Annotated in this window: 9 protein-coding genes and 1 pseudogene; 1 reads left to right on the forward strand and 9 read right to left on the reverse strand. The window is 67.0% G+C overall.

Annotated features, from left to right (window positions below; all coding sequences use genetic code 11):
• From AC1Q7H_RS23690 to AC1Q7H_RS23705, 4 genes are read right to left on the reverse strand one after another with little or no spacing between them, the layout of a single operon-like run.
• Nucleotides 1–1,605: an AMP-binding protein gene (locus AC1Q7H_RS23690; protein ID WP_153955554.1), complete on the reverse strand. Its 1,605-nt coding sequence runs from the start codon at nt 1,603–1,605 to the stop codon at nt 1–3.
• Nucleotides 1,598–2,176 carry a (2Fe-2S)-binding protein gene (locus tag AC1Q7H_RS23695; RefSeq protein WP_153955553.1) on the reverse strand — a complete coding sequence of 193 codons (579 nt, stop codon included), beginning with the start codon at nt 2,174–2,176 and terminating at the stop codon, nt 1,598–1,600. Before AC1Q7H_RS23695 ends, AC1Q7H_RS23690 begins: the two co-directional genes overlap by 8 nt.
• On the reverse strand, nt 2,173–2,988 hold the full coding sequence (locus AC1Q7H_RS23700) for an FAD binding domain-containing protein (protein WP_153955552.1): 816 nt from the start codon (nt 2,986–2,988) through the stop codon (nt 2,173–2,175). The genes AC1Q7H_RS23695 and AC1Q7H_RS23700 overlap by 4 nt, the downstream gene beginning before the upstream one ends.
• The gene (locus AC1Q7H_RS23705) at nt 2,985–6,023 is read right to left on the reverse strand and encodes a xanthine dehydrogenase family protein molybdopterin-binding subunit (RefSeq protein WP_153955551.1); all 3,039 of its coding nucleotides are present in this window, start codon (nt 6,021–6,023) and stop codon (nt 2,985–2,987) included. Before AC1Q7H_RS23705 ends, AC1Q7H_RS23700 begins: the two co-directional genes overlap by 4 nt.
• Before the next feature lie 452 nt (nt 6,024–6,475).
• Between AC1Q7H_RS23705 and AC1Q7H_RS23710 the strand changes: the two genes are divergently transcribed.
• Entirely contained in the window at nt 6,476–7,381 is a 906-nt protein-coding gene (locus tag AC1Q7H_RS23710) for a LysR family transcriptional regulator (RefSeq protein ID WP_492381804.1), read from the forward strand.
• 20 nt (nt 7,382–7,401) lie between these two features.
• Here AC1Q7H_RS23710 and AC1Q7H_RS23715 read toward each other — a convergent pair whose 3' ends face one another.
• From AC1Q7H_RS23715 to AC1Q7H_RS23735, 5 genes and pseudogenes are all read right to left on the reverse strand, one after another.
• Nucleotides 7,402–8,103 carry a sterol desaturase family protein gene (locus AC1Q7H_RS23715; RefSeq protein ID WP_492381805.1) on the reverse strand — a complete coding sequence of 234 codons (702 nt, stop codon included), beginning with the start codon at nt 8,101–8,103 and terminating at the stop codon, nt 7,402–7,404.
• 78 nt (nt 8,104–8,181) lie between these two features.
• Nucleotides 8,182–9,920 (reverse strand): annotated as a pseudogene (locus AC1Q7H_RS23720) (GMC family oxidoreductase).
• A gap of 34 nt (nt 9,921–9,954) precedes the next feature.
• Complete coding sequence (locus AC1Q7H_RS23725; RefSeq protein ID WP_153955549.1) at nt 9,955–10,917, reverse strand: tripartite tricarboxylate transporter substrate binding protein; 963 nt, start codon at nt 10,915–10,917, stop codon at nt 9,955–9,957.
• A gap of 69 nt (nt 10,918–10,986) precedes the next feature.
• Nucleotides 10,987–11,580, reverse strand: coding sequence for a UbiX family flavin prenyltransferase (locus AC1Q7H_RS23730; protein WP_078201745.1), 594 nt, complete (start codon nt 11,578–11,580; stop codon nt 10,987–10,989).
• Between the two features lie 4 nt (nt 11,581–11,584).
• Complete coding sequence (locus AC1Q7H_RS23735) at nt 11,585–13,078, reverse strand: UbiD family decarboxylase (RefSeq protein ID WP_153955548.1); 1,494 nt, start codon at nt 13,076–13,078, stop codon at nt 11,585–11,587.
• Between the last annotated feature and the right edge of the window lie 387 nt (nt 13,079–13,465).

Below are 13,465 nucleotides of genomic sequence, written 5' to 3' on the forward strand. Positions count from 1 at the left end.
TTACTCCTTGATCGTGTCGACAGGCGTGGCGTCCGCTGCCTGGTTGGGGTTGGGGTTGAGATTGAGGTCAGGGTTGCGGGAATGCGAGGCCGGCTCGTACTCGCCGGCGGAGAGCTTGCGGCGCAGGATCTTGCCGACCGGCGACTTGGGGATCTCCTCCACGAAGACGTAATCGCGTGGGCGCTTGAAGTTCACCAGGTCCGAGCCGCGGCAGTAGGTATCCAGTGCTTGCGCATCGACGTTGCCGCGCGACTTGACGAAGGCCACCACCTTCTGGCCCCAGCGCGGGTCCGGCACGCCGGCCACCGCCACTTCTTCCACCGCCGGATGCAGCGACAGCACCGACTCGATATCGACCGGCGAGATGTTCTCGCCGCCGCTGATGATCATGTCGTCGACCCGGCCGCTGACGAAGAGGTCGCCCTCGGCGTCGAAGTAGCCGGTGTCGCCGGTGAAGTACCAGCCGTCGCGCAGCGACTTGGCGTTGGCGTCGTCGCGGTTCCAGTAGCCTTCGAAGGCCTCATCGCCGCGCAGGTCGGCGATGATCTGGCCTTCCTCACCAGTGGCCGCCAGATCGTCGGGCGAGCGGGCGTCCAGGCGCACCACGCGCAGGCGCGTGTTGATGCCGGCGCGCCCCGCGCTGCCGGGCTTGCGGGTGGCGCGCTGGTCGATGCTGAAGGTGTACACTTCGGATGAGCCGTAGTGGTTCACGAACAGCTCCGGCTCGAAGGCCAGCGCAAGGCGGCGCAGCAGGCCGTCGCTCATCGCCGCGCCGGCAAAGCCGAGCTTGGTCGCGGTGCGGATCGCCGAGGGATCGAATCTCGGATCGGCCAGCAGGTCGTGGTACAGCGTCGGCACCAGGTACAGGCAGGTGATCCGGTGGGTGGCGATCTCCTTGAGCGCCTGCCCGGCGTTCCAGCGCCGCACGCAGACGAACAGGCCGTCCACCAGCGCCATCGCCAGCAGCGAGCGCACGCCCATGGTGTGGTAAAGCGGCATCACGCCAAGGGTGCGCTCGCCATGGCGATATAGGTTCTGCGCCACGTGGGCGAGCGCGGCGGCGCGCTCCTGCCGATGCCGGCGCGGCACGCCCTTGGGCTTGCCGGTGGTGCCCGAGGTGTAGAGCATCAGCGAGACAGCGCTCGCTTCGGCCACCGGGGCGTCATGCAACGCAACGCTGTCCAGCAGCGAGGCGAACGACATCGAGCCGCCCGCCGCGCAGTCCAGCGCAATGCAGGGCACGGCCTGCGCCGCCGGGCTGGCCAGCACGGCATCGGCGCTGACCGGCTCGAACACCAGCGCCTTGACGGCGGCATCCTGCACGCAATAATCAAGCTCCTCCGGCTTGGCGCGCCAGTTCAGGGGCACCATCACGATGCCGGCGAACTGGCAGGCCCAATGCAGCGTGGCCATTTCCCAGCGGTTTTGCAATACGGCCAGCAGGCGGTCGCCTGGTTCCAGGCCAATCTCGCGCAGGCCGGACGCGACGCAACGGATACGCTCGTACCACTGCGCATAGGTGAGCATCAGGTCGCCATCGACGATGGCGGGCGCATGCGGGCTGCGCTCCACGCTCTGCAGGAAGGTGCGGCCGAGATCAAGCATCGCAGGCCTCCTCGATAACTACGCCGGCAGCAGCATGGCGAGCCCGTGCACGGATCGCGGCTACGTCGAGCACGGCGGCCACGATGGGGGTGTAGCCCGTACAGCGGCACAGGTGCCCGGACAGCATGTCGCGCACCTGCGCTTCGCTGGGTTCCGGCACGCGTTCCAGGTAGTCCGCGCACGACATCAGAATGCCGGCCGTGCAGAATCCGCACTGCAGCGCGTGGTGGCGGCGGAAGGCCTCCTGCAGGTCGCTTAGCCCCTCGGCCGGCGCCAGGCCTTCGACGGTATCGATGGCGCGGTCCTCGGCCTGCAAGGCCAGCATCAGGCACGAGCGCGCGGCTACGCCGTCGACCCGCACCGTGCAGGCGCCGCAGACGCCGTGCTCGCAGCCAACGTGGGTGCCGGTGGCGCCGAGCTCGTGGCGCAGGAAATCCGACAGCAGCTCGCGCGGCTCGCAATAGCCGCTGCGTTCGCGGCCGTTCAGGGTCAGGGTAATGCGGCGGCGCTCCTGGCGCTGCATCACCTCGGCGGGCTTGCCGGATTCGGCGCCCTTGGTGGTTTTGCTCATTTTGCCTCCTCGATCACACGCATGCCCAGTTGCCGCACCAGGTGCCGACGGTACTGCGCGCTGATATGGGCGTCGTCCTGCGCGCCCAGTTTCCAACTGAAATCGTTGATGGCCTCCTCCAGGTTCTTGCCCTGCAGGCGCGGCCAGGTTTCCAGCACCGGCCTGTCCGCCACGCCACCAACCGCCAGCGCGATGGCGTCATCGGTCACGGTGGCCGCGCAGGCCACCAGCGCAAAATCGCCGTGGCGCGCAGAGAATTCGGCAAAGCCGTAGCGCGCCCCGGGGCGCCGCAGCGGAAAGCGCACCGCCTCCACCAGCTCGTCGGGCTCGCGTGCCGTCATCAACATGCCCTGGAAGAAGCTGGCCGCCGGCAATACGCGGCGGCGCCGCGCGGCGCGCAGCACAACCTCGCCGCCCAGCGCGGTCAGCACCAGGGGCAATTCGGCGCTCGGATCGGCATGAGCCACCGAGCCGCACACGGTGCCACGGTTGCGAATCTGGAAATGCGAAATATGCGGAAAGGCCATGGCCAGCAGCGGCACCTCGTCGGCCAGCGTGGCGCGCCATTCGACGCTGCCCTGCGTGGCCGCGGCACCCACCACCAGGTGAGCGTTTTCCACCCGCACCGTGTTCAGCTCGGCGGTGCGCGAGATATCGATCAGCAGTTGCGGCTGCGCCAGGCGCATGTTGAGCACCGCCATCAGCGACTGGCCGCCGGCCAGCACGCGCGCGCCCTCGCCGCCACGGGCCAGCGCATCGAGTGCGTGCTGCGTGGTTTCGGCGCGCAGGTAATCGAAAGCGGATGGTTTCATCGACGGACTCCCAAACGGGCCAGCAGGCGGGTAAGCCAGCCTTGCGGCCGTACCGGCTTGCCGGCGGCCTGGCGGCCGAGCGATTCGAACAACTGGCGCAGCACCACCTTGGCGGCGCCTTCTAGCATGCGTCCGCCCACGGCGGCGACCTTGCCGGATACCTCGGCCTCGTAGTCGTAACTCAGGCGCGTGCCGCTGCCATGCGGGACCAGCTCCACCAGGCCGGCGCCGCGCGCGCTGCCCAGCGAGGACATGCCGGCGCCCGCCAGCCGCAGCCGGCACGGGGGATCGAGGTCCGACAGGGCGATCTCCGCCTCGAAGCGCGCCTTGATCATCCCGACCCCTACCGTCACGTCGGCGCGGTAGTGGTTCTCGGCGGTGCGCTCCAGCGTGTGGCAGCCGGGCACCACCTTGGCCAGTGCCTGCGGGTCCAGCAGCACGGCGAAGATGGCTTCGGGCGTGGCGTCGAGATCCACCGAGCCGCGCGCCGTGAGCGCCTTGCCACCGCCCTTGCGGGCCGCGGGCACCGCGGCCTCGCGTATGGCTTCCAGCAATTCGGGGCGCGACGGTGGCGGATCGTCGAAGCCCACCATGGCCATCACCTTGGCCGAGGTCAGCGGCAGGCGGATGTCCTGCACGCCGAGCGCGTCCGCCACCGCGTTGGCGATGCAGGGGGGCGTGCTCATGTTGTTGCCCTCGCCCAGGCCCTTGGCGCCGAGCGGCGTGAAGGGGCTTGGCGTTTCCAGGTGCACGATCACCGGATCGGGCACCTCGCAGGTGGTCGGCATCAGGTAGTCGGCCAGCGTGCCGGACTGGAAGCTGCCGTCGGCGCCATAGCGGAACTCCTCCATCAGCGCCGCGCCCAGCCCCTGGGCGAAGGCGCCGCGGATCTGGCCATCGGCCAGCGCCGGGTTGAGCAGCGTGCCGGCGTCGTGCGCGGTCACGTAGCGATCGATACGCACGCGCCCCGTGGCGCGGTCGATCTCCACGCCGCACATATCGAAGGCAAAGCCGTAGGCGGCCGAGGTGTTGATGCGGTCGTTCTCATCCGGCGCTTCCAGGTTGGGCGGCGACCAGAACACCGTCTCGCGCAGGCCAGGCTCTTCTCCCGCCGGCAGCTGCTGTGGTGACCAGTGCGGCGCATTGCTGGCTACACGCGTGAATGGCAGGCCGGATTCGGGCGCTCCTTTGCGGGCAATGCGGCCGTCTTCGAACACGACCTCCGCAGGCGTGCAGCCGAACTGCGGCGCCACGATGCGCGCCAGCTTGTCGCGCACCCGCTCGGCGGCCAGATGCACGGTGCCGGCCACCGCGCCGGCAAAGCGGCTAGAGTAATTGCCGGCGGCAACCGACCACGCATCCTTGTGGGTATCGAACTCGACGTTCACCACCACGTCGGCCGGGTCCACGCCAAGCACGTCGGCCACGACCTGCGCGCACACGGTCATATGGCCCTGCCCGGCCGGCGTCGAGGCAATGGTGACCACCACGCCGCCGAGCAGGTCGACGCTGACCGTGGCGCTGGCGATGGCGCCGTTCTTCGGCCCCACCTTCTTGCGCGCCTCGGCCGGCATGGCGGTGGTGATATAGCCCATGTTGGACACGGACGGCTCGACGATGGCGGCAAAGCCTATGCCATACAGCCGGCCCTCGGCGCGCGCGGCTTCGCGGCGGCACTTCAGCTCGGAGTAGCCGCCTTCTTCCAGCGCGCGAGCCAGCGCCAGCTGGTAGTTGCCGGAGTCCAGCAACGCGCCCGCGGCGGCGCGATAGGGAAAGGCCTCGGCGGCAACAAAGTTGCGGCGATACACATCGAGCGGATCGAGGCCGAGCTGCGTCGCGATGCGCTGCACCAGCCGCTCCAGGGCGAAATACACTTGCGGGCCGCCAAAGCCACGCACCAGGCCGGTGGGCGTCTTGTTGGTCATCACCACCCGGTTGCGCACCAGCAGGTTGGGGATATCGTAGGCGCCGGTCAGGCAGCCGTGCATGCGGTAGAAGGTGGCGGGCTCCGGCGCGCGCAAGTAGCCGCCGCAGTCTTCGACCTGGTCATAGGACAGCGCCACGATGCGGCCATCAGCCTTCACCGCGGCTTCCAGCGTGGACAGCCGCGCGGTGGCGGAGGTGGCGGCGCTGAGATGCTCGAGCCGGTCTTCCACCCACTTCACGGGTGCGCCGGCCTTGCGGGACGCCAGGCACATCAGCACCACATAGGGAAACACGGCCTGCTTCACGCCGAAGCTGCCGCCGGAATCGCGCGGGGCTTTGTGGCGCAGCCGGTTGGCCGGCACCTTGAGCGCCATCGCCATCACCGCATGCAGCGAGAACGGCCCCATGAAATTGGAGGTGACGTCGTAGCCCTCGTCACCGGGCAGGAACTCGGCAATCACCACGCCGCATTCGATCGGCGTGCAGGTGTTGCGCGGATAGTGCACGGTCAGCGTGACCCGGTGCGGCGCCGCGGCAAAGGCGGCTTCAGGCTCGCCGTAGCGGAAGTGGCGGTCGCTCACCACATTTGCGCCTACGCCGGGATGCAGGATGGGCGCCTCGTCGGCCAGCGCGGCTTCAATCGATACCACCGGCGGCAGCACGCGGTAAGTGACGCGCACCAGGTCGAGCGCGTCTTCGGCCAGGGCTCGGCTCTCGGCCATTACCACGGCCACCGGCTCGCCCACATAGCGCACGCGGTCCATGGCCAGCGCCCATTGCTCCATTGGCGACTTCACTGCGACCACGAAGGGACGCGACCAGGCCGCCAGGTCGGCGCCGGTAAGCACGGCGTGCACACCCGGCGCGGCAAGCGCGGCGGTGGCATCGATGGCGCCAAGTTCGGCATGCGCATGCGGGGAACGCACGATGGCCGCGTGCAGGGTGCCGGGCTTCACGCCCAGGTCGTCGCCATAGCGGCCACGGCCGGTGAGGATCGCGGCGTCCTCGAGCCGCTCCATCGCGCGGCCCACGTGACGCTGGCGCCCGGCCGCAGCGGATTCAAGGTGGAGGGCCGCTGCTGCTGCCGGCAGGCTGCGCTTGTCGCTCATGACCAGTCCTCCCGCGTGGCGGGACCCGGGCGGTCCATCTGGTTAGCGGGGATTGCGGGCCGGCACGGGAAAGCGTGTCGCGGCGCGGGGCAAACGCCCGCTGCCGCTGTCTCCTGTGTCGTGCCGGTCATGCCGCCAGCATCGTTTGTTCTCATTCCTGACTCCGTTCTGCGCGCCGGACCCGGTGGGCGAATCCGCCGGTTCATGCAACGTTGAACAGGAGCTTAGTGAGAACCTGGTATTAGTTCTAATATTGTTTTCTGATTGTTCTCATCACTTCTGATGATGCCAGACGGGGTGGTCCTTAGTGGGCGCATGCGGCCTCACAGCGCGTCACAGATAAGGGTTTTCCCTAGATATCGGCCAGGTTTTCCGAGGCCTGCCGCAGCAAAAAAGCTGATACGCTCAGCCCCGTTATACAAATTCGTTGATACCGAATCGACCCACTTAGCATGGACCTCAGACAGATCCAGTACTTCATCGCGCTGTTCGAAGATGGCTCCGTCACACGCGCGGCCAAGCGGCTGAATATCGTGCAGCCGGCGCTGAGCATGCAGATCGCCAAGCTGGAGGAAGAGTTCGGGCAGAAGCTGTTTGATCGCATCCCGCACGGCATGGTGCCGACCGCCGCCGGCCGCATGATGTACCGGCTGTTCCTGCCGATCACGCGGGACATCGCCAATGCGCGGCAGCAACTGATGCAACGCGAAGAGCAGGTGGCCGGCAGCATCTCCATCGGCATGGTGGCGTCGGAAACGGAAAGCGTGCTGGTGGGGTCGCTGGCGCGCTTCAACGCGCGCTACCCGAATGTGGAGGTATCGGTCGCGGACGGATTCAGCGCCACGCTGATCGACCTGGTCTCCGCCGGCCAGCTCGACGCGGCGGTGGTGCATAAGCCCCGTGGCAAGCTCTCGCTCCATGTGCAATCCCTGCACGACGAGGAAATGGTGCTGGTCACCAGCGCCGAGCATGGCCCGGAACTGCCGGCGGCGGTGGAACTCACCAAGCTGCCCGGGCTGGAACTGGTGCTGCCCACCAAACGCCATGGCTTGCGCGGCGTGCTGGACGCCGCGACGCAGATCGAAGACGTCACGCTGCAGCCAAAATTCGAGATCGACATCCTCGGCACCATCGTGCAGTTCGTCGAGGCCACGCGCTTTGCCACGGTGCTGCCACGCATCGTGGTGCAGCGCGCGGTGGATGAGGGCCGGCTGCGCATTTACCCGATCCTGGCGCCGCGCATCGTGCGCCACCTGGTGTGCGTGAGCCATCCGCAGCGCCCGCTCAGCACGGCCGCCGACGCGCTGATCGCGATCGTGGCCGAGGAGATCCGCAGGGTATCCGGAACGCCAGCCTGATCCTGGCGCAGTGGCCCTGGCTACCGCCGGCCTTCCACCGGGCTGCGCACCCCGCGCGGCGCATCGCTGCGCGTGCCGAACAGCGTGTCGCAGATCGGGAAGGTCAGGTTGAAGTTCTGCGTGGCCATCAGCTCAGGATCGTGATGCGTGACGTGCAGGCGCCGCACGGTCCCCACGAACGGCATCCGGTCCAGCAGCGGGCTATCCGTGATGTGCGACAGCGTATGCAGGCCCTCGTACATCAGGTAGTACGCCGCCATCGTCATCAGCGCGATATAGCCCGCGTTCTTCGAGAACACCACGCCGATCACCAGCGCGAACGGTACGGCCGCCAGCACGAAGGCTACCGGCGCAAAGGGGGGAAACAACAAGGCGCGCCAGTGCTTCTGGCCTTTGTACTCAAGCGTCAGATGTGTGAAGAAGCGATGATGCACCGCGCAATGCCGTTTATAGATCGCGCTGAACAAGCGCGTCGGTCGATGCAATACATAGCGGTGCGCGGCCCACTCGGCCCAGTTCCCGAGCAAGAAGATTGGCACGATCGCGAGCCACTGCGCCAGCGTCGGTGCTTGCAGTTTCATCGCGCACCAGGCAATCACCCCGCCGGTGAATAGCAGCGTGAAGGCCAGATGCAATTCGCCGCGATACCACGCAGGGGTGGCGGCGACATATTCGTCGCGGAAGCGGTAAGAGCGTGCGCGGATTTCGTCATCGTATTTCATCGTTATCTCCTCGTTCCAGCCGCCGGTGGCGCGCCATCGTGCAGCTTCGTTCTTCAGCGTAGATTTGAGCTTCGGCTTTCAACTCGGATGGGCACCTTCGCTCGATGCCAGCCGGACGGCGCGGCGCTCGGCTTGCATGGTGTCGGCAATCTTTTCCGCGAGCATGATGGTGGGGATGTTGGTATTGGCCGTCGGCAGCCGCGGCATCAGCGAAGCGTCAACGACGCGCAGCCTGCCAACATCGTGAACGCGGCCCGCCGCATCCGTCACCGCGCTCCGGTCCGCATGCGCGCCCATCCGGCAAGTGCCGCTGGCGTGCCAGACCCCGAAGACGCTCTGGCGCACGAAGCCCTCCAGCGCGGACTCATCCGCCAGCAGGCTGGCCAGGTTTGCCCCGCCCGTGACAAAGCGCGCGATCAGGCTTCTGCGCAGCGGCCCCGAGACATCAAGCAATGCCCCCAGCAACTCTGTGAGCAACGCATTGCCGCGGCTCAAGCGGCTCAGCGCCTTGACACGCGGCGAAAACGTAGCCGGGAAGAAATCACCCGGATGCTGATGCAAGGCCGACGCACCCACGATCTGCACTAGCTTGCGTACGCCGGCCATCATGCGCCGCAGATCCCGCTCGTCGTCGAGCAGGTTGAGCTCCACCGTGGGCGGCACATCCGGCTGGGCTCCCGCAAGGCTCACCTGCCCGCGCGAGAATGGCCGATTGCACCACAGGAAGAAGAGGCCGAGCCGATTACCGAGTGCATGCCAGCCCGCCCGTGTGGAACTGGACAGGTACATGTCCGACGCCTCGCCACCTGGCACCCCCGATGAGAAGCGCGCCGCCGTCATGCTGGCGCGCCGGCGCGAGAGCGGCATGCGGTACTGGGGCGCGAGGAACTGGCAGAACGTCAGCGCCGGATGATCCTGGAGATTGCGGCCAACGCCGGGCCGGTCGGCCACGACCTCGATGCCGAGGGCCTGCAGCGCGCCGGCGTCGCCGATCCCCGCGCGCATCAGGATGGCGGGCGACTGCAAGGCGCCCGCGGACACGATGACCTCCCCGGCGTCCAGCGCCAGCCGCGACCCATCGGCCCGGATGGCGATCACCCCACGCGCTTCGCGGCCGGATACGACGAGCTTGCGCACCGTTGTCTCGGCATAGATCCGCAGATTGGCCCGCCGGCGCGTATCCGCGTCGAGATAGGCGATGGCGGTCGAAACCCGCTTGTCATCCAGGTTCGAGAAGGCGGCGGGAAACCAGCCATCGCCGAACTCCGCGTTCTGGTCGGCCAGCGCGGACAAGCCGCTGCGGGCCATCGCGTGCGCAAACTCCGTGCAGAACGGCGGCCAAGCCTGCGGCAAGATGCGGCGGATCGGCACCGGTCCGTGGCTGCCGTGCAGCGGGCTGTTGCCGTAATCCACATCGCGCTCAAGGTTGCGGAAATACGGCAGCACATCCTGCCACGACCAGCCGGGCGCGCCCGACGCGGCCCACTCGTCGTAGTCGCGCGGCAGCCCGCGGTTTGCGGCCTGCACGTTGATGCTGGAGCCGCCGCCCATGACGCGCCCTTGCTCGTAGACCTTGGACCTGCCCCCTGCCACAGCGCGGGCTTGCAGCGATGGCCAGATATACCGGTCACCGAAGAACAAGGGCATCGGATAGCTGTCGAGGATCTCCACCGGCACAGCGTCCGGCGGCGTATCGACGCCCCCCTCGATCAGCGCGACGCGGATGGCCGGGTCCTGCGACAGGCGATTGGCCAGACACAACCGGCGGACCCGCCGCCAACAATCACGTAGTCGAAGCGCTCCCTCGGCGTATCCATGCGGTCTCCCCTTGTCATGTGCGTCGTTGCTCCGTCATTGCAAGGGGATGGCCGCGTCATGCACCACCTGCTTCCACTTCGCCAGTTCCTTGCCGATAAACGCAGAGAAGTCGGCGGGGCTGCCGCCGTCGGGGCGCACGCCCTGCTCGTGGAAGATATTGCGCACATCCGCCGTGCGCAGCGCGTCGTTGATCTGCGCGTTCAGCTTTCGCACGATCTCCGGGGGCGTGCCGGCCGGCGCGACAATGCCGTGCCAGGATGACGCGTCGTAGCCGGGCAGGCCGCTCTCGGCCATGGTGGGCACCGTGGAAAGCGACGCAAAGCGGCTCCGGTCGGCGACGGCAAGCGCGCGCACCTTGCCGGACTTCACGAAAGGCAGCACATGGGGCAACGCGTCGAAGGCCACTTCGACCTGCCCGCCGGCCAGATCGGTCAGCATGGGCGTGCTGCCCTTGTAAGGAACCTGGGCGAGCGTAACGCCGGCACTGCGCTCGAACAGCGCCATCGCAAGGTGGTTGGACGAGCCGCTGCCCGACGAGCCGTAGTTGATCTTGCCGGGCGTGCCCTTAGCGGATTTGACAAGATCGTCCACGGAGCGGATCGGCGATCCGTTGGTCACCACAAGGGTCATCGGCGACTGGCCTGCCAGGATGACGGGCGTGAAGTCCTTGAGGGTGTCGTACGGCAGTGACTTATAGAGCCAGGGATTGGCACCGAAGGGGAACTGCACCACCAGCAGCGTGTAGCCATCGGGCGCGGCCTTGGCCACGAACGAGGTGCCAATGATGGTGCCCGCGCCGGGCTTGTTGTCCACCACCACGGGCTGGCCCCAGGCTGCGGTGAGCCTGCTGCCGACGATGCGGGCCAGCGTGTCGTTGAAACCGCCGGGTGGGTACGGCACCACGATGCGGATCGGCTTGGTGGGATAGCCTTGTGCATGGGCAAGCCCCGTCAGCAACAGCAAAGCGAGCCCGGCATGGGCGAGCCAAGTTTTCATGTCTGTCTCCTGCCTGTTCAGTATTCAAAGTTCGGCCGGAATCAGCGCCCCGGTCCGCAGCGCTGGCCGTCAGCCGGCAAAGTCGTGAGCGAGGCCCGACCAGCGGCTGGCCAGCGTGTCGTGCTCGATCTGGAACAGATCCAGGATGCGGCCCACGGTGTGATTGACCACGTCCTCGATGCTGGTCGGATGTGCGTAGAAGGCGGGCACGGGCGGCATCACGATCGCGCCCATCTCGGTGGCGTGCAGCATGTTGCGCAGGTGCGCGAGGTTCAGCGGGGTTTCGCGCGCCACCAGCACCAGGCGCCGCCGCTCCTTGAGCACCACGTCCGCGGCGCGGGTCAGCAGGTTGTCGGAAAACCCGTTGGCCACCGACGCTAGTGTCTTCATCGAGCACGGGGCGACCACCATGCCCTCGGTCACGAAAGAGCCGCTGGCCACCGCCGCGCCGATATCGCGCACGTTATGCACTACGTCGGCAAGCGCCTCGAGTTCGCTGCGCTTGATGCCGAGTTCCTGGGTCGCGGTGAGCATGCCGGAAGCCGACACGATGAGGTGCGACTCGACGCCGTCCAGGCTGTGCATCGCCTTGAGGAGATTGACGCCGATGGCCGCGCCGCTGGCGCCGGATATGCCGACAATGATGCGTCTCTGGCTGGCCATGGCATCAAGCTCCATCGCCGAGATACGCTTCCCAGTGCGATGGGTCGACCGACACCAGCGCCTGTAAATCGATGGTTGACTCGCCGGGAATCCGCACACGCGTGAACACATGCGCCGCGTACTTGACCGGGCGGGTCGCGTCCAGCCCCATCTTGGCGCAGATGCCTTGCAGGTGCGGCTCGGGATTGTCGATGCCGGCGAGGCTGGCCGCGACGGTTGTGGAGGGGTCGAGCACCGAGCCCTGCGCCCCGGCGATCACCACCAGGTCCTGGTCTGCCTGGAAGCGCGTCGCGACGGCCCATTCCACCTCGGCCGGGTCGTGGACGTCGACATCGGTATCCACCACGACCACCTGCTTGATGTCGTAGTGCGCGCCAAATGCCGAGAGAATGACGTTCTTCGCTTCACCCTCGCGCTTCTTGTCGAGCTTTACATACAAGTGGTACCGGCATACGCCGCCCACCGACAGATGCACATCCTGCACCCCGGGATGGCTGCGCTGCAGATGCGCCAGCAAGGTCGCCTCGCGCGGAATCGCCCCGAGCAGCAGGTGCTCCATCTCCGCCGGCACGATGGTGTGATAGATCGGGCGATGACGGTGCGTGACGGCGTCGACCTGGATGACCTCGCGCGGCTCGGCGCTGCTGTAGTACTTCGGAAACTCGCCAAAGGGCCCTTCCATCTCGCGCTCGCCGGGCAGAAGCCGGCCCTCGATCACGATCTCGGCATTGGCCGGCACACGCACATCGCTGGTGCGGCACTTGATCACGGCAAGCGGCGCGCCGTGCAATGCCCCGGCGATCTCCAACTCGTCATGGTCGATCGGCGTGATGGCCTGCGAAGCCAGCATGGTGAGGGGATCGACGCCGATGACGATTGCAATCGGCAGCGCCTCGCCGCATTCCTCTGCCGCGCGGTAGAACGCATCGAGATGCCGCGGCAGCAGCAGGATGGCCATGCGATCCGCGGCATGCACCTGGATGCGGTGGATCGATACGTTCTGCACGCCGGTGCGCGGGTTGCGCGCGATGGCCAGGCCGGCAGTGATATAGGGGCCATTGTCATGCTCGCTGTGGGTCGGGATGGGCAACAGCTTGTGTAGGTCCACCTTGTCCAGGTGGATGACCTGCTGGCATGCGGCCTCGCCCTGGGCCACCTCGCTCACCGGCAAAGGCTGCGCGGCGGCGCTGCGCAAGCGCTCGAGCAAGCCGGCCTCGGGCACGCCCATCGCCTCGGCGATCCACGCGCGGCGCGACATGAACCCGCTCACGACCGGAACGGCATGGCCGCCAGGCCGGCGGAAGAATGCCGCGCGCTCGCCATCGAGCCGCTTGGCGACGGCTGCGAGGGTGTGCTCTAGTGCCACCGGCTCGTCGATTGCAGCCAGCCGGTCCGTGTTGCCGAGGTGGCGCAGCCAGCTGCGCATGGTCAGCGCCCCTTCGGGCAATGGCGCGGCTTGCGGCGCGCTGTTCGTCGTTTCGGCGGGTTGCCTGGGCATGGCGTGACTCCTGGGTCGTCGGTGTGCAGCCCAGGCCAGACTGGTCCAGACTGGCCCCGCCGCACTCAATGTGAGGCAAGCCTAGTCAGGAAGATGCATCAGGTCTAATATTGTTTATTGATCCGAAATATCATAGCTGCTGATATACGTGTTTGACCCGATGACAGAACGTTAATAGAGACCTTGGAAGCGATCTTCGCTTTACAGGGCTGCGCCCGGTGGATTTTGCACCTCAGGCCGATCGCCGGCGCTGGCACCCGGCGCCTTGTAGATCACTGATTTATATGTATTGATTTCACAGTATCATTTTTAATGATAAGAAAACTGAGGCGACTCGGGCACATGGATTTAAAGCAGATCCAGTAGGCCTGCGGCCAAGATGCGGGC

The sequence above is a fragment of the Cupriavidus sp. GW823-FHT06D04 genome, from assembly GCF_058795055.1.